This window comes from Flavobacterium sp. CFS9 (assembly GCF_041154745.1).
In the GTDB taxonomy this organism is placed as follows: Bacteria; Bacteroidota; Bacteroidia; order Flavobacteriales; family Flavobacteriaceae; genus Flavobacterium.
In genome coordinates, this window is sequence record NZ_AP031573.1 from 1,083,076 (window position 1) to 1,106,116 (window position 23,041).

A 23,041-nucleotide genomic window follows, 5' to 3' on the forward strand; every position below is an offset into this window, starting at 1 on the left:
TCTATTTATATCTGATCCCCAGATCTTTTAGTTTTTTGGCATAAAACAGTGATTTTTTAAACTGAAGATTTTTGTACGGAATTCTAAAAAATCGGTACAATAGACTTTTTTTGGAACCTTTGAAGAGGTATAGAAAAAAATATTTGTACTTGTATTCAATTACTTGCTGAGGAGTAAAATGCTTTACAATACCGTACATAATTGTCGGACTTGGTACGGGACGAATCATCTTTACGGGAGTATCCAATTCCCATGGTTGTGTTTTTCTCTTTTTCCCTGTGATTCTAGCCTGATTTCCCCAAAAGCGATACCCGCCTGCAGGTGGTTTTAGATGCAAATTTGGAGAAAAAGGATTTAAGATAACCACCTGCCCTAATTTAGCCAGCGATATTCCAAAATCAGTATCTTCACCATAACCTCCGTCAAAGTTAATATCATTGCCTGTTAGTTTTCTGACGTATTCGGTTTTTACACAGGAATTGGCATTGCTAAAAGTTGAGGATGCGCCGGATTTCCATCTTTTCTCTCCTAATTTTTCAAGTTTAACTTCTAAATCTTTTAATTCCTGCTGTTCATTATCTGCTCTGATATCTAAGCCATTGCAGGCACTCACCTTATAGGTTTGCATTAACCGAATATGATTTTCAATAAAATTCGACTGTACCCGAACATCATCGTCTCCAAAAACGATATATTCACCCGTACACAACTCTATAGCTTCATTACGGGCTCTGCAGCTTCCTTTTGTTTCCTGCCATTTTACAATTAACTCAAAAGGAAATCGTCTTTCATAATACATTTTTTCATTCCTGAGGGCTTCGGGAGTTGCATCGACTACAACTACCTGCGAAACGGGATAACTCTGTACACTCAGATCTTCTAACAATTGTAACGTAAAATCCTGACGCATCATTGTTGGAATAATATAACTAACAGATGGTTTACCTTCGATACGGTTTAAGTCACGAGGTTTAATAACTGGTTTTTCAGAGCTTCTTTTAAAATTTTTCGCAGCATAAAAAAAAGCATTCCATTCTTTCCATTTCCAGAAACCTTCCCGATAAAGCATGAATAAGGAATGCTCTTTTTTAAAGTTTTTTCTAAAAAAAATGTATCGGTCTTTTGCAGTTATATTTATTTTCTCCTTGACATTATCTATAAATAACCCTTTTATATAAAGGGGAATTGCAGCAGAATTTCGTAATGCGTTATACCCAAAATCTAATGCCTCAATTTGATGATTTTGATATTCTGTATCAAACCCGCCTAGAGTTTCCCAGACAGACTTTCGAATGGCAAATGAATTTGAATTAATTCGCCAGCTCACACACTCGTCCAGATGGTCAAAATCATTGATGTACCAAAAAAAAGTCGCAGTTTGATAAACCAGTTCCGGGAATGCATTTTTATAACCTTGTTCAAATGAACTATGCCAAATATCTCCGGCGCCAGAACACAAAACTTCCAGTTTCTCTAAGTCAGGTTGCCCATTGTAAAGAATAATCTCTCCACTCCTTGTTCTAAACTCATTCAATTTCATTTCTTTATTCCGGATTGATTATTTTTTTATAAAAATTAATATTGTCATTTGTTATTTTATCAGTGCCAAAAAAATGTTCAACTCTGCTTCTTGCTTTTTCTCCTGTCTCTTTTGTCAATCTCGAATTATCGAGAAACTGAGCAATTTTGGCAGCGAACAAACTATGATTTTTTGGATCAACTAAAAAACCACTTTCCCCATCAATAATCACTTCTCCTGCCCAACCAATATCAGATGCTACGATTGCTTTATGCATCGCCATAGCTTCAAGCCAGGAAACAGGAAAAGCTTCTGCAAAAGAAGGGAATACACAAACTGTTGCCTGCTCAATCTTCTTCTTAATTTCGGAGTAAGGAACACTCCCTAAATAAGAAACATTTGCTTGGGCTCTTTCTGAAAAAAGATTCTGCATCATTTGCCAGGTCGACAAATTACCCGAAATAATATCCGGAACATCTTTCCCTACTAAAATGAGTTTTGCTTCGGGATCGTTCTTTATTACTTCATTAAAAATTAAAGGCAATTCTAAAAGTCCTTTTTTTCTAATGAGGCTCCCAAAATAAAATATACTTTTATCATTAGCAACCAAATTGTCTGAAGGCTGAAATAGATTTATATCAACGAGATTAGGAATCACGTTAAATTTTTTGCTCAGACCAAAAACCATATTTGTTGTATCTGCTGTAAACTGACTTACAGATAATAAGGCCGTTGCTTTTTTCAAGGCTCTTTTTTCATGAAACTTATTAATCCATTTTACAGGACGATTATCCAGATGACAGAAATAAGTATCAGATCCGTGTAGTCGAATTACAACCGGACATTTTTTAGGCTGAATAAAAGAAGTAATGCCTGTCCAGTCTGCCGCTTCTACTAAATCAATTTCTTTAGCAGAAAATAACTGATTGATTATTTTCTCTAGTTTTTTTCTGGTCAGAAACCACGATAATCCTTTTAATTTCTTATTTTTTATTTGTTGGATAATGATGCCATTGTCCGTAAAAATATCATCTTTATGCTGACCATACACCAAAATACGAACTGAAACTCCTTTTTCTAAAAGTCCAATTGCTAAGCTTTTAATACTTGTTCCCAAACCGCCTGAATTTCCGGTTTCAGGGTGAGGATATTCCGGTGTTAGAAAAGCTATTCTCATAATTTATCGATTGAAAAAGTCTTTTAAAATTCGGGCTGTAAACATTCTTGCTCCCTCATCAGTCATATGTCCGCAAGAAGAAAAATATTTATTTTCTACCACCACATTCTCATAATTATGGATTTCCGGATATGCTTTTTTAACTTTATCAAAATAGTTCATCCCCACCACATTCTCACACATTGGAGTCATTACCGCAATAAATTTTATATTATTGACTTTACAAATATTTTTGATTTCTTCGTAGTATTTATTTTTGGGTAAAGGATTTAGGTTAACAATATTGTTTTTCATATTCCCATTTTTATGTTTTGCTAATGGATAATATCCTAAGTTATCTAATGCATTTGTTGCTTTACCTCCTGCTATATTGTAAATTTCTCTAAAACCAATTTTTGAATCAAACTTTATGTATCTATAAAAAGGTATGTAATACAGTTCGTTAAAATTCTTTTGACCGGAGAAATGATCTTTTATAAGTTTTGAATTATGAATATAAGGCAGAAACTTTGCAGAAACCCCATCTGATTCCTGATCATTAGAAAGATTCAAATCGGCTTCAAGGATTACGTTTTTGATTTCATATTTTCGTTCGATCATTAATTTTAGCATCAATGAGGCTTCAAACAGATGTCCGCCGCTCATACCGTAGTTAAATGTTTTCAATCCTTTCTCTTCAAACATCTGAGAAACAAAATGATTGTTGGCTCTCGAAGAACCTAAAATTACAACGTCATATTTACGAACTTCAGAATTAAAAACAGACTCTATCTTCCCTCTGTTCTTAGATTGAAAAAAAATAGCGGTATACAAACCATCCAGTATTACGGCAATCAAAATTACGGCTATTAAGATTTTGGCTGTATAAATTAAAAATCGTTTCATTAAAATTGAAAATATATAAATTCTTTGTAATCTGAATAAGTCCCAAATGCCAGTATAGCTCCTAGGGCCAAAATCACTCTCAGCATACTTCTTTTACCTGACAGAGGTTCTTCTTTGGTTCTGTTATTCCATTCGACTAAAACAAATAATATTATCATAGGCAATACCTCATAATTATACCGTTCGTTATCGAGATATTGAGCATAAAAATCCCCATTAAAAATTACTCGCTTTAAGTAGGATACAGCATCCGTAATTGTTTTAGCTCTAAAAAATACCCAGGCTATACAAGTGATAAAAAATGTAAAAAGAATATTAAATATCACCTTTACAGAATCTGTATTAAAAGTAAGTTTAATCTCGTCTATATTATTACGGTTACTATTGGATAACAGTAAGGGTAAAAAATAAATGGCATTTATAAATCCCCAGGTGATGTAAGTCCAGTTCGCTCCATGCCAAAATCCGCTTACTATAAAAATGATAAACGTATTTCTGATTTTCATCCAAATACCTCCTTTACTTCCTCCTAAAGGAATATACAAATAATCGCGAAACCATGAAGAAAGAGAGATGTGCCAGCGACGCCAAAATTCTGCAATATCCCTTGAAAAATATGGATAGTTGAAATTTCTAAGTAAATCTAATCCAAACAATTTTGAGACTCCCAATGCAATATCGGAGTATCCGGAAAAATCACCGTAAATTTGAAATGCGAAATATACTGCCCCTAAAATAAGCGACAATGAATTCATAGAAGAATAATTATCAAAAACAGCATTGGCATAAGTAGCACAGGTATCGGCGATAACTACTTTTTTGATTAGTCCCCAAATGATTTGATAAACACCTTCTTTTGCGATTTGAAAATTAAATTCTCTCTTAATTTTTACCTGAGGCAATAAATGAGTCGCTCTTTCTATTGGTCCGGCAACCAGTAACGGGAAATAACTCACAAACAATGAATAATCAACAAAGTTATATTCAGCCTTAATACGTTTATAATAAATATCAATAACATAGGATAGTCCGTGAAAAGTATAGAATGAAATTCCGACAGGAAGAATGACATTCAATAATATCGGGCTTGCTTTGAGTCCTGCCGAATTTACTAATTCTGAGAAAGATGCCGCAAAAAAATTATAGTATTTAAAAACTCCCAAAAAACCTAAATTGACTAAAATACTGAGCCAAAACCAAAACTTTCGGCTTTGCTCTGATTTTCCTTTCTCGATTTGAATTCCGGTATAATAATCTAAAAAAGTCGAGAAAATGAGTAAAAATAAAAATCTCCAATCCCAACAAGAATAGAAATAGTAGCTTGCGATAATTAATAAAGCATTTTGAGCTTTTTTTGTTTTGTTGCATACAAACCAATACAGAAAGAAAACGATTGGTAAAAAAATAGCAAATGCTAAGGAATTAAAAAACATATTTTCGTTTACGATGATTTAAAATTTTAACTCATTTTGTCTGAGTAGTGCAAAATGATTTTCAACCATTTTCGGCAAAGAAAAGGAATTAGCAATTAATTCTCTTGTATTAACAGATATCTTTTTTTGCCCCGAATAAATATCTTCAAGAATTGCTGCCAGTGTTTTTACGTTTTTGGCCTCAAAAATATATCCATTTTCTCCTGAGGTTATTGCTTCAGTATTCCCTCCTACATTAGTCGTAATTACAGGAACGTTTGCTGCAAGACTTTCCAGAATTGACAAACTGAAACATTCCATATGAGTGGGCTGTAACATATAATCATATTGCGAAAAAATTTCATTTAAATTAGGCTTACTCCCCATAAAAATGAAACAATCCTCTACCTTGCATTCTTTTACTTTTTCTGACAGATGCTGCTCGTAAGGCCCTTCACCATATACCGTTATTTTAATCTGATTTTTTATCTCAGCAGGCAGAAGATATACGGCTTCAATTAAATCCTGAATACCTTTAGATTCCCTAAGGTGGGAAGCAACTAAAAAAACTGGCCTAGTAGTCGCTCTGTTGGTTCTCGTTAAAATTGAATCTATGATCACTCCGTTATAAATAGTAATCGTTTTTGCTTTTAAATGAGTTCCGAAATCATTTAGAATTTCTTTTACAGTATAGTTGGATACTCCGACAAAAACGTCAATATATCTTGAGAACAGAATTCCTTTAAGTCTTTTATTTATTTTCTTTTTTAATGAATATCCATTTAAAGGTCTTGGATTATGATCTACAGCAATGACCTCAGCATTTGAAACTTTCTTTACATTATAAAAAAAAGACGTACACAATTCTACAAAATGAGTAATGATATGTGTATACTCCGGTTTATGTTCTTTGCAAAAAGAAATAAAATTACTTTCCAGCCTTAGTTCTTTACTACTATATATAGTTAGATTCGAGTAACTACCATGATTGGAACTATTAGGAAAAAACCAATCGACCTCAATGTTATTTTCTTTACATTTCGTATCAAAATCCCAGAAAAAATAGTCCATACCTCCTACTCTTTCCGGAAATAATTTATAATTACAAATTACAGCTACCTTAATCATTATTCTTATTTACTAAACATTTATGTAAATATTTACTAATCTTAGCTTCTACTTTTTTTGTGTAAAAAATACTTAAAGTAATCATTACAATCATAATTAAGATTGGGGCGATAAAACTGTTCGGATAAAAATAACCAACGATGTTCTTAATCCACACTACTCCAATATAGTCGTGAATAAGATAAAGAAAATAAGACGACAATCCGATGTTAAGAATAAATCTATTTTCTAAAAATCGTAAGGATTTAGGACAGTAAATGAAACAAAAAAATAATAAAAACATAATTGTTACTGAAATAAGTTCTAACAAATCAAAAACATGATTAATAATTAAAAAACTTACTATTAGTAAAAGTATGTATAGTTTAAATGTTTTATTATTATACAACATATAAAACAATGCTCCACATAGAAAAAAAACAAGATACTTTATAAGATTAAACAGATTAAAAAACTTACTTACAATTTTAATTTGATCTAAGCCATACAAAAGTAATACATAATGTAAAAGTAAGAATGCAAAACATGCTATGATAAAATTTCTCTTAAATTCTCTTTTATTAGAAAAATAAATAATACTGGTAAAGAGATAGAACTGAATTTCTGGCCATAAACTCCAATAATCGTAGTTGATATAACTAAAGTGCTCCGGAGTTCCAGAAATTAAATTATAAACATTAGGGGGAATAAAAGTAATACTGATGATTAAATTTCTAAAATGATTATCGGGGAATGTATTATAGTAATCAAATATTAATAGAATACAATATGTAAATACAGAAGCAACTAATACGGAAGGAAATAAGCGAATGAACCTTTTTTTCCAAAAAGAGATAAAGTCCTTTGTACCTTCTAGTGAATAACATATTACAAATCCACTTATCATGAAGAAAAAGGGAACCCCTTTAAATCCATAATGAAAGTAATTTCCACCAAAATAAGGATATCTTGAGTCATTCCAGCGATAAAAGTAATGATACAAAATAACCGATAGAATTGCTATGCCCCTAAAACCATCGAGAATAGAAATTCTGCTTCTCCTATTATTGATCATATTTTTCCTAAAATTTTAGAGATTCTTTGACTCGTCCCTTGTAAGGCACCTCCAATTTGAAGCGTTATAAATTTTGCACGCTCCTCTTTTTTAGAATCAATATGACTCAAAATTTTGTTGATAGCTTCCAGATATTCTTCATCATTTTTCACAATATCAGTCGAATCTGAATCTACTAATTTGGATAAATGTTCATACTTTAAAAACTTCTGATCATCAAACCATCCGTTTGTTTCACTCCCGAAAACGGGATTTATCACAGGTTTATCAAAAATAAAAGCATCCAATGTTATGGTTGACAAAACATTTACAGACAAGTCGCAATGCTGTAATAAAGATTTTAAATCATTGAGATCCGCAACAGATGGAACTCTTTGCGTCCATGCTTCCTGATGCCCTTCTCTGCTAATGTTCCAATCCGGAAAATTCCATATTATGAAAGGATATTTTTCAATATATTTTTTAAATCTTAGAGGTTCTTCTGCCGGAGATGTTCTCACAATAAGATTAACCTCTTTCACGAGTTTTTGTTGTGTAATAAACTCTGCCAGTATTTCTAAATAAACAGGATCGTTCTCACTACTGGCGTCATTGCATGTAAAAAATATAGTTGGCTTATTATGGTCTATTTTAAATCTTTTCTCAAACGTTTCTTTGTCATAACCATATTTATTCAAAATATAAGGCTCAAATTGCGGGGTTCCGACAACAGCGATCTGATTTTCTTTGATCGATTGATAAAAAGTTAATAATTCCTGTTTCATCAAATCGCTCCAAACAAGATAAAAATCAAAATTACCGGCCATTCTTCCTTTTGATGCGAGGTTATCCCAACTAAAAATAAAAGCCGATGTTTTAATTTTTAATTTTTCGGCAGCATATATAAGCGGTGCTATAAATGGTGGACGCTGATGTGTAAAAAACAATAACGAAATGTTATTTTCTTTTAACAGTTCCGAATATTGTTTAGTAATAGCATTAGATTTAAAGGTTTGCTGTTGCCATTTGTTGTATCGAAGTATCCAGTTTTCAGAATGAAATAGTTTGGAGTACTGATGTATAAATCTCGTGGCATAACCTCTGGGATTTCTGGCTTTTGATTGGGTAATGTTTAAATTATCTGCAATACCAAAATTGCCTTTTGCATGCAACTGCAAATGGGTAACTTCTTTGGCTTTTCTAAAAAACCAGGTGTAAAATGATTCTTCAAAAACTTCTAATTCTATAATCTTACAGTTTAAATCAAAATCTTTATAAACCGTTTTGGGTAAACATGAAAAAATGATTACCTCATTAAAATTGGTTTTAGCTTCCTGAATAAAATCGCTCAATATAAAATTACGAAACCCAACCCCATCAGTTATGACAACTCCTAAATTCTTCATCAGTTATTATTTTAAGCTTCCTATTCTGCCATGATCTGAGTAAGATCTATGTACTATAAATTCATTATCCAAAGGCTTTTCTGAAAGAAATGTTATATCGCAAAAATATTTTTCTTCAACAGGATTTAACCTCCACGGCACGGTATTTTTGTAATCTAAAGCCCAGCCGTTTTTCTCCAGATCTTTTGTTTTCAGGTCATTCCAGGATGTTATATAATCTATCCATAAATATCCTAATTGCCAGGCTTGTGCTTCTAATTTCCCCAGATTTTCAATATCCGTAATTCTTAGCCCGCCAACATTTTCCTGACTTACCGCTCTGGAGCCATCTTCTAAAACAATTCCTTTTATCGAAGGTTGCTGAAAATAATGCGTGTCTTTTTTTATTAAGTGATCTACATTCACCTCAACTTTCCTGCAGACTGCCTCAAAACCGGTTTCAACGAGATCAGGGTTTATTTTTACATAGCGAACTAAATCATAATATCTGATCCAGCGCATATTTTTATACAATCCTAAGCCTGCTTCATTTGCTGCTGTTGCCGCAAGAGGATAATAATTTCGGGCCAATCCATATAGTTTTCCTAACACTCCCTTTCCTCTGCATTCTTCATTAAGATATACATTAATGATCCACGCCAGTCCACCTCCAAAATTGGCTCCAACATGTCCTACCACTTCACCTTTTTCGTTTAAGCAAATAAAAGAGCGTCCATACTCTTTATTTCCAAACTGCCATTCCCAAAATTCTTTGTGATGTAGCGGATGATTTTCCCTGTAAATTATTTTGAAAAATGAGCATAAAATTTCCCAATCTTCTGTTGTTGCTTCTCTGGTGATCATATTTTTTTATAATTTTTTCCTCCTGCCAAATCGTTACAATCAAATCTGTTTAGTAACAAAGGATTCTCTTCTGCAGTATTAATACCTCTTTTGGTTGTAAAACCTATTTTGTATCCGGTTTCCTGAGCCAGATCTGCTACCAGATTTGTACAAACCTCAGGGGTTCCATACGGATAGGAAACTATCTTTATATTGGAATGAGTTAAGGTATCTAAATATGTTTTTGTTTTTTCAAGTTCTTTTTTTATGGTTTCATCGTCTAATAATCCTAACGGATAATGACTATGTGTATGGCTACCCAAATAACTCTTATTGGCCAATTCCTGTAAATTCTGCTCTGTCATATAGAGCGATTCAAAAATTGCAGCTTCTTCAAAATAAAAATCAAATAACCTATTGACAATTTGTTCCTGTTGTTTGAAATCTAATTTAAAATTTAAGATGTATTTTAAGACTGCACTTTTTTCATCATCATACCTGTAAATGCTTTGAGCATTTTGCTTTTCTGACTGAGAAAAAGGCACATCAATAAATTTATCTAAAAATTCCGAAGACGAAATAATCGATCTTAACAGATGAATTTTATGTACGGTTGTTACTTTTTTTTCTTCAGAATTAATTGAATTTACAAAGAAAACCGCAGGAATGTTAAGCTCATCTAAAACAGGCAAGGCAAGATCGAACTGCTCTTTTAAACCGTCGTCAAAAGTAATGAGTAAATGGTTGTCCTCTGATTCTAATATTGTATTTAAATCAGAAACCAGATCATTGGAACGAACAAAATTACCCTGGTTTTTCAGCAATATTAACTGTTGTCTAAACTCGTTTGGAGTCAGTCCGAATATACTGGGATATTTAGTCTTAAAATCCGATCTGATGTAATGATAATTACTAACTGTAAGCATGTTGCCTTAAAATAAAACCCTCAAAATGAAGCTGTTTTCAATTATTTTTTCTCTGCTTTTCATTGTCTAGCGTTTAAGTCTCATGACTATTTTTCTGTATGTCTTTTTTATTTTCTGAATAATGAAAAATGTTTTATCCTTAAATATTACAGGTTCGGAGGTTCTGCGATCTTTCAAATTCAATAAGTCAAATAGCACATTTATTCTTTGAGTTTGTTCATCATTTTTACCATATGCCCTGGCAAACCAGGTATGGTGCAAAAGTACTTTATTATTATAAGTAATTGAATTTGCAATTTGATCTTCGTTCATTTCGGTATCCAGAAAGAGAAACTTTTTATTTTTTCGTCTTAACCAAAGATAAAAGCAGTAATAAGGTTCATAAAGACTCTTGGTATCAAAATTCCATTTTAGATTTGTTAAATCATCATCAAACTCATTTTCTAAGCTGTAATCACTTTTTAAAATCTCGTCTTTATTCCAAATTTTCTCAAGTTCTTTAAAATTTAAAATAGAAAAAAAAGTATTAATCACATATGGATTATATGTTCTGTGCGCAATCATACCTCCATCCCGCACACCACATACCATATAATTCTGAGACTTCATTGTATTGATAATATCAAAAACCATCTCTGAATCCTGAAATAGAACATCTTCATCTGCCATGATAAGCCATTCAATGTTTTTATTTTTCAGCATTTTCATCATATAAAAAATACTTTTTAAACCATGCATTCCATTTCTCCCATCTATCACATATTTCTGAACATCTTGCGGAAAAAACGGGGAGCTTTTGTAATATAAATCAAAATTTATAACCGTAGAAAGTATGGCTATTTCAGACCTGTTATCTACCATATTTTAAAGTCAAATCTATTCATATATTGTACCAGTTCTTTATCTTTAATATTAGGAATCAAAATCCGATTTATTTTTTTACCTGATTTATTTTTATGATTGGAGTAATCATTATTTGCTAACAGAATTCCTAAACAGTCTGATTCTTCGATCACTCTAAGTGTACTACCATTATACGATCCATGAGGTAATGCTAAATACTTTACTGATTTTGTAACCAATTTATCTAATTTTTCAATTGAAGAACTTAACTCTTTTTTCTGTTCCTCATAACTTAGATTACCAAGAGGATAATGATTATGAGTATGTATACTAATATCTATTAATGGATGCTCAGACAAACGTTTAAGCTCTTCATAGCTTAATGATCTGAAATCTTCAGTATCGTGAAAAGGAATTTTATTTAAACTTTCAAAATCTAAAAACCAAATTTCCTTTTCTTCATTTGATAGTTTGCCAATAAGTTTGTTTAAATCGCTAAACGAATGTGTTTCTTTTGATGCTTTTTCTTTTACATCAGGAAGATAGAAAAACTGATCACAGAAGTTATAGTCAAATACAAAACGATCCCACCAAAACTCTTTTTTAGTATTTATATTTAATGTCGTTACAAAAATTGTAGCCGGTATTTCATACTTCTCCAATAGGGGTAAAGCATTCGCTAAATTATCTGCGTATCCATCATCGAATGTAATGACTATTCCTGTTTTTTTTAATGAGCTCCAATCGTCTGATAATCTAAGAATCTGATAATTTTCCTTAAAATAATGAAGTTGCTTTTCAAAACTAACCAAATCAACCGTTAAATACTGTAACTCACTTCTAACTTCATTACTGGTTCTGTGATACATGGCAACTAAAACCGGCTTACCATAGAGCAATCGGTTTTTGAGTTTATTCAACTTATAATATATACTTTTAAGTTTAGCTTTCATTAATTAGATAAATCTCTAAATTGTTTTTGGTGGTTCAATAGCCAAATATCTTCTTTTTGAAGACATTCAAGAAACAATACATTACTATTTCCTTTTCCAAAATCATCCTCTATATTTTGAATTTTATGCGAATCAATAACAGCTAGTGATTCTATTATACCTTCTTCAGAATAATCTGTGTTGATTATATCGGCATGAACAGCTCTGTTTTGCTGGCGGGTTCCAATATTAATAATTGGAATTCCGTAATACGGAGCTTCTCTGATTCCAGCGCTGCTATTGCCAATAATAAATTGGCTATTTTTTAATAGGGTTAAAAAATACTCGAATCGCAAAGACGGAAAAATTCTGAATCTCTGATTTTCTTTTAAACTCTTATAAGCTTCAATAATAAACTGACTTCCCAGATCGTTGTTCGGAAAAATGACAACATAATTATGGTCGTCCTGTAATAAAGAGGACACAAAATTTTGGGCATATTTTTGCATTTCTTTGATTTCTGTAGTTACAGGATGAAACATTACGATTGCATAATTTTCGAAATCAATCTTATAATATTCTTTTACCGTAACTAAATCCGGTAACTGGTCAGAAAACATAATATCAAGATCCGGAGAACCAATTGTAAAAACAGATTCTTTAATCTCTCCCATCTGCATCAATCTTCTCGCCGACTGTTTATTTGAAACGAAATGAATATGACTTAGTTTACTAACACTATGACGAATTAATTCATCTACAGTCCCTGAAACTTCACCTCCTTCAATGTGCGCTACCAGAATGTTGTTTAATGAACCAACAATTCCACCCGCTAAGGTTTCTACTCTGTCTCCATGAACAACTATCATATCCGGATTAATGGTTTTGCAATAACCTGATAATCCTTCAATAGTTTTTGCAAGAGTCAAATCCATTGTTGTTTCGTGGGTATGGTTTTCGAAAGTAAAAACATTCTTAAAATTGCAGCGTTCAATTTCGATCAGCGTATAACCATATTGTTCCTGCAAGTGCATTCCGGTTACGAATACAAAAACTTCAAATTGAGATTGTTGCTCCAAAATTGAAATTAATGATTTTATCTTTCCAAAATCAGCACGGGTTCCTGTAAGAAATAGGATTTTTTTCATTTAATGGTGATCAGTTTATTCGACTGGGAAAATATTTATCCCTATAATTTAAAAAGTACTTTTCTATATTAAGTGTCATAAAAATTCCGCATAAAACACTTATGGTACAGGTAATAAAAAATATAGAAATCTGATTAAAGAATTTATTTAAAACAAAATTATTTACTAAGGCAAAGAAAAAATTTATGAAACCATGTATAATATAAATACTATAGGAAGAAAATCCAATCTTGCTAATAATATTTACTATTCTATTGGAGAACAGACTATCAAGTTTCTTGTTTATCTCTGCGCTTACTAGAAAATACACCAGTATGATGCTAAATGCTAAGTACAGAAGTGAATACCCAAATGTTCTTACGAAAAATGATTCTTCAAAGTCTATAAACGGCGTAAAACTAAGAGCTAAAAATGAAATCAAAATTAATAGTATTTTATTTGGCTCAAAAAAACGTGTTAGCTCCTCATTTTTAAAATAATACAGGTATGAAACAAAAACTCCTGCAAATAGTGAATCCATTCTTAAATGTGACATTGTAAAATTTTTATCTCCGTTCTCAGGAAAATAGACATTACTTATAATTCTTAAAACTAAAGAAAAAGACATCATAAGAAAGATTAGTAACTCAAACTTATTTATTTTACTTGTCTGATTCGGTTTTAAATTAATCCAGGCATATTTAACAACTATCCATAATAATAAGGCAAAACCAAAATAAAAATGTTCTTCGACTGCTAAAGACCAACTTGGTACATAAGCATAACCCCAGGCATAAACATAATTCTGAATAAAGAATACATCTGAAAAGACACCTTTCCACTCGAACTGATGCTTTATAATTTTTGGGGTTAAGTACAAAAAATAGGTCAAATAGTATATAGGATAAATTTTAAATCCTCTTCGTATTAAAAACAGTCCCGGTTTTATATTTCCGAACTTTAAATATTCTTTGAATAACAGTCCCGAAACAAGAAATCCACTTAAAACAAAAAATAAGTCAACACCTATCCAGCCCATTTTTGTAGTCCAGTCTGTTATATTTTGATGACGCATTAAGACCAAAATAATCGCGATACCTCTTAAAAAATCAAGTTCTCTTAATCTAATATTTTGCTTCAAAGTTATAAATTGGAGTTAAAAAGTAAATGGATTATGTTTTTAAAGTTCGTTTATATCCTCCCAATTTAATTGTTCATCATTTTCAATATCTCTTAAGGCCGTTTTTCCTATCAGATCGTTAAAATGTTCTGCCAGTATTTTACCGGTTCCCGGTCTTTTTACCCAAATATTTTCTTTAGATAATTTGTCGCCTTTTTTGATTGGAGCAATTGCACAAACAGTAGCAAATGCAAAATCTATTGTCACTTGTTCTTCTTGTGCCGGTTTTTTTGTACCGCCGCGCATTAATGCGATTTCTGCGCTCGAAATAATTAATTCCCGACAAGCTTTTTCATCCATACTACAAACAATATCCGGGCCTGTTCTTTGCATATGATCCGTGAAATGTCTTTCCAGAATACTGGCACCCAAAGCTACAGCTCCCAGACAGGCATTATTGTTTAAAGTATGATCACTCAAACCAAATACTTTCTCCGGAAATGCCTGATGCAATTCTGTCATGGCACCAAAACGTACTAAATGAATGGGGGTTGGATATAAATTTGTGGTGTGCAAAAGAGCGACAGGAATATTATGTTTATCAAAAATAGCTACTGCTTTTGTAATACTTTCAATTGTATTCATTCCTGTACTCAAAATTACCGGTTTTCCGAAAGAAGCTATATGTTCTAGCAGCGGATAATTATTACATTCTCCGGAACCAATTTTATAAGCAGGGATATCAAACTTTTTTAATCTTTCTGCTGCTGCACGTGAAAATGGTGTTGAAATAAAAATCATGCCCTGGCTTTCAACATAATTTTTAAGCTCCAGCTCATCAGCTTCATTCAAAGAGCAGCGTTCCATAATTTCATAAATAGAAACATCTGCATTACCAGGAATTACTTTTTTAGCGGCTCCGCTCATTTCATCCTCAACAATATGGGTCTGATGTTTTACTACCTCAGCACCGGCACGTTTTGCTGCATCGACCATTTCTTTTGCAACTTGCAAAGAACCTTCGTGATTAATTCCAATTTCGGCAATAACTAAAGGTGGAAAATCTTGTCCAATTCTTCGTCCTTCAATCTCTATATAGGGTCTCATAAAGTAGTTTGTTAATTAGGGGTTTATATGTTTATGGTATAAAAATGTGGCGTAATCAAAATCTTCCTGTGTATCAATATCAACATTGGCAAAAATATGATCTATTTTAAAAGGAAATGCATTTTCTGAAATCACTATATTCTCCAGAATTAAAGTACTTCTGGTAATATATAATAATCCGTTTTCAAAATAAAGCGGTTCAATATCCTGACTTCTCTGACCAATTTTGTAATTGTACGGAATAAACTTTTGATTTGTTATTTTTCCGAACTTTTTATAATTTCTTGAAACCGTAAATAAACTATCACAAGCTTCCTTTTGATAAATTTCAAATGCTTCTTTTAGTAAACTTTCCGGACGAACAGGGTTTGTAGGCTGAAGCAGTACCACATTCCCTACTTCATGATCAATATTCTGTAAAACATGCTTTAATGCCGAAGCTGTTGCCTCATGATCTCCCGAAATATCTGCGGGTCTGTCTATTACCTTTGCTCCGTATTCCAAAGCAACTTCTTTTATACTTTCATCATCAGTCGAAACATAAATTTCATCAATGATAGCGCTATTGTTTTTAGCATACATAATACTGTGTGCTAACAAAGGAATTCCTCCAAGCAGCTTTATATTTTTTTGAGGCAATCTTTTAGATCCTCCACGTGCCGGAATAATAACGATCGTTTTCATTGTAAATGTTTAAAAGAATTGTGACAGTATTATTTTATGGTTTCCAATACAACTTGGTATCTTCCAGTTCCTGATAAATTTTATATTCTCGCACGGATAATCTATTACTATTCCTGATTATTTTAGGAAATGCCAAAATTAAATCTATTGTTGCCAAAAACAATGCTTTCAGAGCTTTAAAATCTCCCTTGAAAACTCTTAATTTAAGCTGCATCCAAACAGAATATGTTATTTTTCTTGGAATGACCTTAAGAGGATAAAACAAAAAATACAAATACCAGCCGGAACGTAATGACCGTCGCAGGCGTAAACTATAATCGGCATTATTTTTTCTGGATTTTAAATCTACTCTGTGATTTACTAGCACCTCCGGTAAATAATAAATCTTCCATTGTCTTTTAAACAATTGAAAAGAAGCAAAATCTTCTTCACCATAAAAAACAAACCAGGCCGGGTAATCAGGTATATCTCGCCAGACGGACATTCGCCAGACATTAGCACCACCGGCAAAACTTTTGGTTTGATGTAAAACGTCATTACAGCCTGTTATTTTTGGTTCTTCTAAATTCCAGTAAATTCTAAAACTAAACAGTGCAGCATCAGGATTTTCGTCAAAAGCTTTCTCTATAATTTCTAAAGGATTCGTGGTAATAAAATGCAGATCATCATCAATCGAAATGGCAAAATCAGTTGTCACTAAATCCATCATTCTGTTCCGACTATAGATCAGTCCTTCGCTTTTATTGTTCCGAATTAAATGAATTTCCGGGTAATTTTTTTCAATAAATGAGTACGTTCCATCTGTTGAACCGTCGTCACAAATAATACAAGATACATCTTCTCTATCCAGTAAATGCTGAATTTTGCGCAAGGTAGAATTCAGATCCTCTTTTCGGTTTTTGGTTGTAATGAGAATAGAAAACTTCTTTTGAATGTACATTTACTTAATAATTTCTGATCATTGATTGTGGTAACTTTTTATATCGCAAGAATATCTTTTTCATCCATTTGACTGAAATAAATTTTACAAATACTCTGTTTTTTATAAAATATAAAACCGGGTTTAATTTTATGTTTTTATGAAATCCGTATTGGACTGTTTCAATAGGAGAAACTTGCAGAACCGACATCCAGTCTTCTAAAGTGTTTCCTAAGTGACAGGCATAATTATCCTGAGTTGTTAGTCTCCAATAATTCTTTTTAAGAGGCGATTTATCTAAATAGCCCTCACTGGTTCCTCCCATCTTAAAGCCTATATAACTTACGATTTCATCAAAAATATCTTTTTTATAAGTTGCTACAAAATGTCCCGAACCAATCAGTACTTTTAAATCTGAACTAATCTCCAAACCTAAATTATATTCCAGATAATCCTGATTGTAATTTCGATCCCAACCAAGACTGTCATAAAACCGTATTAAAGCTTCTTTGTTTTTTACAGGAATAAATCTTAATTTTTTACTGAATAAATTATCCCAAATAACATTTCCGCAATTTTGTTCATACATTTTAAACTGTGGTACAATGCCTACCACTCCCGCATTAGGGATATTTGTAAAAACTTTTATTGTTTCAGATTGCCAGTTGGGTAAAAACAATACATCTGAATCTGAAATTGTAACCAATTCTATATTATTCCCCGCTAAACCTTTAAGTATAGCATTAAGTTTTCCTATGTTATCAGTATGAATTAATTCTTGTATTTTATTTTGCTTTAAAAGAAAATCTAAATATTCTTTTACAATTATATCACTTCCATTATTAACAATAGTAATGAATGTTTTTTTGTGAACTGTGGACCATAAAGATTCCAGACAAAGTTTTAAAATTGCAAAACTATCTTTAAAATAACCTTCCTGATTAGGTATGTAAACAGGAATTATGATCTGATGAATAAACTCAGAATCTTTTTGTGGTTCATCTTTAAATGGATTAAATCCTACCCGCATCTTATTTTTCAAATATAATTTTCAGTTTATGAAAAATCCTTTTTTTTAGTTTTGCTAATTTTAGAGAAAACGTATCATTTTTAATCTGTTGCTTAAAAAACACTTTATTCTCTGCAATGACTTTGGGAAATTCTCTTTTTATCCCAAAATATATCCCTTGTTTTTTTTTATTTATAAAAGCAGAATCTGAATCGCCATATGTTGTGTAATACAGTGATTCTATTATTTTCCAGCTATTCACCAAACTATGAGCTTTTTCGGTGGTTTGCAACAAACTTAAATTCTCACCGGACACATTATTTCGATATAATACATAGGTGTTACCGGCAAAAACTATTTTACTGCAATTCAATAATACTCTAAAAAAAAACTCTCCATCATCGTTCATCGTTAAGCTTTCATTCCAATAATCTGATAACGTTATTAATTTTTTATTCATTAAAAAACTGTGCGATGGAAAAAAACCTCCATACAGGCCTATCAAATCAAAATATTCTTTTGCAGAATCAAAACCTCTATAATCAGGATTATTTTCATTCAATTTAAACGGTTCGCCAATATGATCAAATCTTCCCCATTTGCATGTTGAAATAACAAATTCATCTTCATTTGACAATAGATGAATTTGTTCTTCGAGTTTATTTACAGCCAGTATGTCATCTGAATCCAAAAACTGAATATAATCACCATTTGCTATTTTCAATCCAATATTTCTGGAAACGCTTGCTCCTTTTTTATCTTCGTTTGATTTTAGTACCAGTTTGAATCTACTATCCTTTTCCTGATAAAGTTTTACCGTTTCTTCTGTTTTATCAGACGAATTATCATCAACTATAATACATTCCCAATTAGAATAAGTTTGTCCAATCAGGCTATCGAGCGTCTCACCAATCAAATGTGCCCGATTGTAAGCAGGAATAATAATAGAAACTAAAGGTTTATTCATATAAGGCTACTGTACTATATAGATTATTTATTGAATCTCTTATTTTTTCATAGTTATAATCTTCAATGGCTTTGAGATGATTACTTTTGGCAAATTGAACATTATTATCTTTATTATGGATAAGATTTACTATTTTTTCAGCTATTTCATCTGAGTCTTCGGGATCATTAATTATTTCTCCAAAATATTTTTCTCCTATAAGTTCTTTTGTGGCATTACCCGGATTGGATTGTAAAGGGATTGCCCCAAGTAACAGAGCTTCTAATAATGAATTTGGCATGCCGTCTGAAAAATTATTCCCAATATAAAGAAATGCTTTTCCAAAATAATGATGAAGCTCCGACTGGTTTATTCTTTCTATTATTTTAATTTTTCCCTCCAGTTCTGAATCTGATTTAATAAATTCTCTGACTTTTTCTCCTGCTGAAAAAACAGCAATATGAAAATCATCTAACAGATCAATTATTTTTTTTATAGCTTTTAAGGTATAGAGGGCTCTTCCTGTTTCATTATGATTACCTTTTATCAGGATTAATTTTCTGGATTCATTATCCTGAAAACTTGTCTGAATATCTTTTATATTATATCCGCCACCTCCGGGAAGAGCTCCCGGAAAAACTCCATTAAAATTGTATTTTTTTGCTAATTGATAATCTCTTTCACAATCTGTTATTAAAAAATCAACTCTGCTTAAAACAGATTCAATTTTCTGAATGTCATTTTTAAGAACCTGATGTCTAAAAATATCACTTCCCCAACAAGAATAAATCCATTTAATACCCGGATTTTTATTCATTGTTTTCAGTATGGGATAAGAGCAGTAATGCAATTCAAAACTATGAACGATATCGGGCTTAATTTCCTGTATAATTTTCTCCAAACCTTCATTGGCAGAAACTTCTAAATAAGGAATTATTTTATCATACGCCGAAGGCATCTTTTTTCTCAAAAAATATTCTCCTTTTATATAGGGATATTTTCTTTTTTTCCAATCTACGAATTGACGAACATAATCTAAATTCTCTAGCGGTCCCCGATCTAAAACATCAAACCAATAAAGTTCATGACCTTTATCTTTTAAGTTTTCAATCCAACGGAGAACGTGAATAGACGGCATCGATACAAAAAGTATTTTCACTTGATCTATAGTTTTAACTTACTCATTAAATCCACTAACTATCTAAAACTTAAACAAAATCTTCTTAAACACTTCATAAAAGCATTGATCTGCATTGCTGAAAGATAAAAAAGAAGTAAATAATGCCATTCATTCCATCTCAGTTTCCTGTTCTTTTTGATTGAAATTTCATATTCTGATATCAAATCCAACTGTTGCGGCTTACTAAACAATTCAATTTTTTCAATAATACATTGTTTATAAAAATTTTCGCTTGCAAGATCTTTTAACTTTTGATTATTCTGTTTTCCGGATATGGACGAACTGGAATATCGGATTAATAAATTACTCTCATTTATAGAGTAAATAGGTTTATCATCCGAAAAAAATAACCAAGCCGCATCATCACTATGCCAGGCTAGAGGAAAATCAAAAAAACCATATTTCTGAAAAATTGTTTTTGAAAATGTATATTCAGATAAAGAACTCCTTGTCAATCCTTTAAATCTTCTAAAATAAGAATCGGATGCTTTTTCCCATTCCGGATTCGTAAATGAATTACTTATGCTCCCATTCAAATTCATGTTTAATGATTTTGAAGCAAATCTTACCAAATTTGATTTTGTATGAAAAACATTGTAATGCTCATACCAGGACGCTACAACATTTTTCTCCAAAATATCGTCATCACCCAGAATCATTATCCAGTCTTCATCTTCAACAAGGGCAATACAACGTTCCCAATGTTTCGCAAGTGATATTCCTCCTAAATTTTCCTCAAATATCTGGTAAACGAAATCCATTTTATCCTTGTACTCCTCCAAAAGCAAAAAGGGATCTTCGGGACTGGCATCGTTCCCTATGTATACTCTGAATCTTTTATCTGTTTGCGCCGATAGTGATTGTAAAGTTTCTTCAAAAAAAATCAATTTATAATATGGTATTACAATCGCTAGCATTTATTATCAAAATTAGTTTTTGCAAATATTTTTTTAAAGAACAAAGCTCTCTTTTCAATCAAATGCCAAGATAAATATCCAAAAATTATTGAAATTAAAACAGATCGGGTCAATAATCCCGATAAATTCAAATTAAAAAAATGCATCAATGTCTGCTGAATTGGAAAGCCATAAATATAAATTCCATAAGACGGATCTCCCATTTTTCCAAAAGAACTTATATATTTTAAAGGATTCAACCCTATTATTAAAATTATGCTTGTAAGCAAGATATGCTTACAGAAATTATACAAATTAAAGTATAAGGTTATTACAAGAAAAATGGAAACTATTATTAAAAGAAAATTTTTATGCTTAAAGTTTTCGATATTTAAAGACGCTAACAAACTGCCTCCAACGAAAAAGGTTCCTAAGTTAATAAAGTGATATGCTGAAATTCCAAATTTACTTATCTGACTTAACTGAATACCGAAAAAGTTGTATCCCGTAAACATCATTAAAAAGAAAAATAATAGAAGGAATGAAACTAATCGTCTTTTACTAATTATTATAAACAGAATGGAAAGTAAAACATAGAAAGAAAATTCATAGCAAATTGTCCATAGAGAACCGTTTATAGCAAAATGATACGGGTTGTCTTTAAATATTTCAGCGATATTATATTGTAATTTAAACAGGGAAAGATTTCTAGGAATGTAGGTCCATACTTCTCTATTATCAAGATATGATATTGAACTTTTATATACAAATGGCGCCAACAATATAGTTAAAGCGAGAACTACAAATAGTCCGGGAAACAATCTTAATATTCTTTTCCAATAGTACTCAACTATATTTTTACTTCTCTCCAGACTTTGAAATATTAAATAACCGCTTAAAATAAAAAAACCGTTTAATCCTAAACTTGATAATTCAATTTGATTATTGGTTATTTTCAAAAGCCATTGATTACTAAGATCGCTTCCTGAAAGCGGGTAAGAATGAGAAATTACCACAAATAATGCAAAACTGAATCTTAGAAAATCAAAATTATTTTTCCGCATTCCTAAAGATTTTAGCTTTTACTTTTTTAATTATTTTTTTTGGCTTTTTATAATCTTTCATCAACGAATTTATAGTTTTAAAAAAAAGATTTCTGGAAACAAAAACATGATCATATTCGCTTTTGATCAAAGTTTCAATACGATTTAAATCATCTTTTTGTCTTCCGAAAATTATTTTTTTTATTTGTTCATCTTTCAAATAAGATAACAAACAGGTAAACAATGTATGATTATTCTTTACAATCTGAAGCTGTGAAGTACTTGAAAAAACACCAACTCCATATCTGTAAATGGCCATTTTTTCATCTAAAATTTTCAACTTACCATGTTCTGCCAGCATTAAGTATAAAAAATAATCTCCAATTGGAGTACATTGAAATTCAAAAGGAAATTCATGAATGACATTTCTAAAAACAACGGATGGTGTGTGTATATAATTTCCCAGTTTCGCTAAGGTTTCAAGGGTTTCATAATTCTCAGGCAATTTTGTAATAAAATCTTCTGTAATTTCACCGTTCGGTTTAAGAATATTAACTTCATGAAAACATAGAACATAATCTAAATTTGTTTCTAAAAAGTTTATTTGCTTTTGAAGCTTTAACGGATCTGTCCAATAGTCATCTCCTTCACATAATGCAGTGTATTGTCCGGAGCAATGCTTAATAGCGAAAATAAAATTAGGCATCATACCCAAATTATTTTCATGATTAAAATACTTAACACATGACTTTTTAGGATGATTGTCTATAAATTCTTTAATGATGATGTCCGTTTTATCAGGTGAACAATCATTAGCAATAATTAGTTCAATTTCAAAATCACATTTTTGCATCAAAACTCCTTCTATGGCCTGAAGAATATAATTCTCATGACCATATGTAATCATGCAAACACTAACTTTTGGAC

At 31.5% G+C, this 23,041-nt stretch carries 22 protein-coding genes; all 22 read right to left on the bottom strand.

Annotation, left to right across the window (positions count from 1 at the left end):
• Position 1: 1 nt before the first annotated feature.
• The 22 genes from ACAM30_RS04710 to ACAM30_RS04815 all read right to left on the bottom strand — a co-directional run bounded on the left by ACAM30_RS04710 (position 2) and on the right by ACAM30_RS04815 (position 23,021).
• Positions 2-1,540, bottom strand: a complete 1,539-nt coding sequence (locus tag ACAM30_RS04710) for a glycosyltransferase family 2 protein (RefSeq protein ID WP_369617456.1) — start codon at positions 1,538-1,540, stop codon at positions 2-4.
• Between the two features lie 4 nt (positions 1,541-1,544).
• Positions 1,545-2,696, bottom strand: a complete 1,152-nt coding sequence (locus tag ACAM30_RS04715) for a glycosyltransferase family 4 protein (RefSeq protein ID WP_369617457.1) — start codon at positions 2,694-2,696, stop codon at positions 1,545-1,547.
• 3 nt (positions 2,697-2,699) lie between these two features.
• Positions 2,700-3,581 (bottom strand): hypothetical protein, encoded by an 882-nt coding sequence (locus ACAM30_RS04720; protein ID WP_369617458.1) that lies wholly within the window; start codon positions 3,579-3,581, stop codon positions 2,700-2,702.
• Positions 3,581-5,014, bottom strand: a complete 1,434-nt coding sequence (locus tag ACAM30_RS04725; protein WP_369617459.1) for an MBOAT family protein — start codon at positions 5,012-5,014, stop codon at positions 3,581-3,583. The genes ACAM30_RS04720 and ACAM30_RS04725 overlap by 1 nt, the downstream gene beginning before the upstream one ends.
• 18 nt (positions 5,015-5,032) lie before the next feature.
• Positions 5,033-6,121 carry a glycosyltransferase family 4 protein gene (locus ACAM30_RS04730; protein WP_369617460.1) on the bottom strand — a complete coding sequence of 363 codons (1,089 nt, stop codon included), beginning with the start codon at positions 6,119-6,121 and terminating at the stop codon, positions 5,033-5,035.
• Positions 6,114-7,175 (bottom strand): acyltransferase family protein, encoded by a 1,062-nt coding sequence (locus ACAM30_RS04735; RefSeq protein ID WP_369617461.1) that lies wholly within the window; start codon positions 7,173-7,175, stop codon positions 6,114-6,116. The genes ACAM30_RS04730 and ACAM30_RS04735 overlap by 8 nt, the downstream gene beginning before the upstream one ends.
• Positions 7,172-8,560, bottom strand: coding sequence for a hypothetical protein (locus tag ACAM30_RS04740; protein WP_369617462.1), 1,389 nt, complete (start codon positions 8,558-8,560; stop codon positions 7,172-7,174). Before ACAM30_RS04740 ends, ACAM30_RS04735 begins: the two co-directional genes overlap by 4 nt.
• 6 nt (positions 8,561-8,566) lie before the next feature.
• Positions 8,567-9,403, bottom strand: a complete 837-nt coding sequence (locus tag ACAM30_RS04745) for an N-acetyltransferase family protein (protein WP_369617463.1) — start codon at positions 9,401-9,403, stop codon at positions 8,567-8,569.
• A complete protein-coding gene (locus ACAM30_RS04750; protein WP_369617464.1) occupies positions 9,400-10,308 on the bottom strand; it encodes a polysaccharide deacetylase family protein in 909 nt (302 codons plus the stop codon). The genes ACAM30_RS04745 and ACAM30_RS04750 overlap by 4 nt, the downstream gene beginning before the upstream one ends.
• 66 nt (positions 10,309-10,374) lie before the next feature.
• Positions 10,375-11,169 carry a hypothetical protein gene (locus ACAM30_RS04755; protein WP_369617465.1) on the bottom strand — a complete coding sequence of 265 codons (795 nt, stop codon included), beginning with the start codon at positions 11,167-11,169 and terminating at the stop codon, positions 10,375-10,377.
• Positions 11,163-12,104 (bottom strand): polysaccharide deacetylase family protein, encoded by a 942-nt coding sequence (locus ACAM30_RS04760; protein WP_369617466.1) that lies wholly within the window; start codon positions 12,102-12,104, stop codon positions 11,163-11,165. Before ACAM30_RS04760 ends, ACAM30_RS04755 begins: the two co-directional genes overlap by 7 nt.
• The gene (gene neuC, locus ACAM30_RS04765; protein ID WP_369617467.1) at positions 12,104-13,231 is read right to left on the bottom strand and encodes a UDP-N-acetylglucosamine 2-epimerase; all 1,128 of its coding nucleotides are present in this window, start codon (positions 13,229-13,231) and stop codon (positions 12,104-12,106) included. Before neuC ends, ACAM30_RS04760 begins: the two co-directional genes overlap by 1 nt.
• 10 nt (positions 13,232-13,241) lie before the next feature.
• The gene (locus tag ACAM30_RS04770) at positions 13,242-14,351 is read right to left on the bottom strand and encodes an acyltransferase family protein (RefSeq protein ID WP_369617468.1); all 1,110 of its coding nucleotides are present in this window, start codon (positions 14,349-14,351) and stop codon (positions 13,242-13,244) included.
• 39 nt (positions 14,352-14,390) lie between these two features.
• The gene (gene neuB / locus ACAM30_RS04775; protein ID WP_369617469.1) at positions 14,391-15,437 is read right to left on the bottom strand and encodes an N-acetylneuraminate synthase; all 1,047 of its coding nucleotides are present in this window, start codon (positions 15,435-15,437) and stop codon (positions 14,391-14,393) included.
• Positions 15,438-15,452: 15 nt separating this feature from the next.
• Positions 15,453-16,121, bottom strand: coding sequence for an acylneuraminate cytidylyltransferase family protein (locus ACAM30_RS04780; protein WP_369617470.1), 669 nt, complete (start codon positions 16,119-16,121; stop codon positions 15,453-15,455).
• Positions 16,122-16,155: 34 nt separating this feature from the next.
• The gene (locus ACAM30_RS04785) at positions 16,156-17,061 is read right to left on the bottom strand and encodes a glycosyltransferase family 2 protein (protein ID WP_369617471.1); all 906 of its coding nucleotides are present in this window, start codon (positions 17,059-17,061) and stop codon (positions 16,156-16,158) included.
• A 4-nt stretch (positions 17,062-17,065) separates the two neighbouring features.
• Complete coding sequence (locus ACAM30_RS04790) at positions 17,066-18,082, bottom strand: glycosyltransferase family A protein (RefSeq protein ID WP_369617472.1); 1,017 nt, start codon at positions 18,080-18,082, stop codon at positions 17,066-17,068.
• Positions 18,072-19,016 carry a glycosyltransferase family 2 protein gene (locus ACAM30_RS04795; RefSeq protein ID WP_369617473.1) on the bottom strand — a complete coding sequence of 315 codons (945 nt, stop codon included), beginning with the start codon at positions 19,014-19,016 and terminating at the stop codon, positions 18,072-18,074. The genes ACAM30_RS04790 and ACAM30_RS04795 overlap by 11 nt, the downstream gene beginning before the upstream one ends.
• Positions 19,009-20,154 (bottom strand): glycosyltransferase family 4 protein, encoded by a 1,146-nt coding sequence (locus ACAM30_RS04800; RefSeq protein ID WP_369617474.1) that lies wholly within the window; start codon positions 20,152-20,154, stop codon positions 19,009-19,011. The genes ACAM30_RS04795 and ACAM30_RS04800 overlap by 8 nt, the downstream gene beginning before the upstream one ends.
• Before the next feature lie 38 nt (positions 20,155-20,192).
• Complete coding sequence (locus tag ACAM30_RS04805; protein WP_369617475.1) at positions 20,193-21,092, bottom strand: glycosyltransferase family A protein; 900 nt, start codon at positions 21,090-21,092, stop codon at positions 20,193-20,195.
• Positions 21,086-22,135: an acyltransferase family protein gene (locus ACAM30_RS04810; RefSeq protein ID WP_369617476.1), complete on the bottom strand. Its 1,050-nt coding sequence runs from the start codon at positions 22,133-22,135 to the stop codon at positions 21,086-21,088. The genes ACAM30_RS04805 and ACAM30_RS04810 overlap by 7 nt, the downstream gene beginning before the upstream one ends.
• Positions 22,122-23,021 (bottom strand): glycosyltransferase, encoded by a 900-nt coding sequence (locus tag ACAM30_RS04815; RefSeq protein ID WP_369617477.1) that lies wholly within the window; start codon positions 23,019-23,021, stop codon positions 22,122-22,124. The genes ACAM30_RS04810 and ACAM30_RS04815 overlap by 14 nt, the downstream gene beginning before the upstream one ends.
• Positions 23,022-23,041 lie beyond the last annotated feature (20 nt).

What these genes read in the sequence shown, in the direction of transcription:
- ACAM30_RS04755 (WP_369617465.1), bottom strand. Translation starts at nt 11,169, where the DNA reads ATGGTAGATAACAGGTCTGAAATAGCCATACTTTCTACGGTTATAAAT.
- ACAM30_RS04780 (WP_369617470.1), bottom strand. Translation starts at nt 16,121, where the DNA reads ATGAAAACGATCGTTATTATTCCGGCACGTGGAGGATCTAAAAGATTG.
- ACAM30_RS04715 (WP_369617457.1), bottom strand. Translation starts at nt 2,696, where the DNA reads ATGAGAATAGCTTTTCTAACACCGGAATATCCTCACCCTGAAACCGGA.
- ACAM30_RS04750 (WP_369617464.1), bottom strand. Translation starts at nt 10,308, where the DNA reads ATGCTTACAGTTAGTAATTATCATTACATCAGATCGGATTTTAAGACT.
- neuB (WP_369617469.1), bottom strand. Translation starts at nt 15,437, where the DNA reads ATGAGACCCTATATAGAGATTGAAGGACGAAGAATTGGACAAGATTTT.
- ACAM30_RS04785 (WP_369617471.1), bottom strand. Translation starts at nt 17,061, where the DNA reads ATGTACATTCAAAAGAAGTTTTCTATTCTCATTACAACCAAAAACCGA.
- ACAM30_RS04730 (WP_369617460.1), bottom strand. Translation starts at nt 6,121, where the DNA reads ATGATTAAGGTAGCTGTAATTTGTAATTATAAATTATTTCCGGAAAGA.
- ACAM30_RS04740 (WP_369617462.1), bottom strand. Translation starts at nt 8,560, where the DNA reads ATGAAGAATTTAGGAGTTGTCATAACTGATGGGGTTGGGTTTCGTAAT.
- ACAM30_RS04805 (WP_369617475.1), bottom strand. Translation starts at nt 21,092, where the DNA reads ATGCTAGCGATTGTAATACCATATTATAAATTGATTTTTTTTGAAGAA.
- neuC (WP_369617467.1), bottom strand. Translation starts at nt 13,231, where the DNA reads ATGAAAAAAATCCTATTTCTTACAGGAACCCGTGCTGATTTTGGAAAG.
- ACAM30_RS04710 (WP_369617456.1), bottom strand. Translation starts at nt 1,540, where the DNA reads ATGAAATTGAATGAGTTTAGAACAAGGAGTGGAGAGATTATTCTTTAC.
- ACAM30_RS04720 (WP_369617458.1), bottom strand. Translation starts at nt 3,581, where the DNA reads ATGAAACGATTTTTAATTTATACAGCCAAAATCTTAATAGCCGTAATT.
- ACAM30_RS04815 (WP_369617477.1), bottom strand. Translation starts at nt 23,021, where the DNA reads ATGATTACATATGGTCATGAGAATTATATTCTTCAGGCCATAGAAGGA.
- ACAM30_RS04760 (WP_369617466.1), bottom strand. Translation starts at nt 12,104, where the DNA reads ATGAAAGCTAAACTTAAAAGTATATATTATAAGTTGAATAAACTCAAA.
- ACAM30_RS04810 (WP_369617476.1), bottom strand. Translation starts at nt 22,135, where the DNA reads ATGCGGAAAAATAATTTTGATTTTCTAAGATTCAGTTTTGCATTATTT.
- ACAM30_RS04795 (WP_369617473.1), bottom strand. Translation starts at nt 19,016, where the DNA reads ATGAATAAACCTTTAGTTTCTATTATTATTCCTGCTTACAATCGGGCA.
- ACAM30_RS04735 (WP_369617461.1), bottom strand. Translation starts at nt 7,175, where the DNA reads ATGATCAATAATAGGAGAAGCAGAATTTCTATTCTCGATGGTTTTAGG.
- ACAM30_RS04725 (WP_369617459.1), bottom strand. Translation starts at nt 5,014, where the DNA reads ATGTTTTTTAATTCCTTAGCATTTGCTATTTTTTTACCAATCGTTTTC.
- ACAM30_RS04745 (WP_369617463.1), bottom strand. Translation starts at nt 9,403, where the DNA reads ATGATCACCAGAGAAGCAACAACAGAAGATTGGGAAATTTTATGCTCA.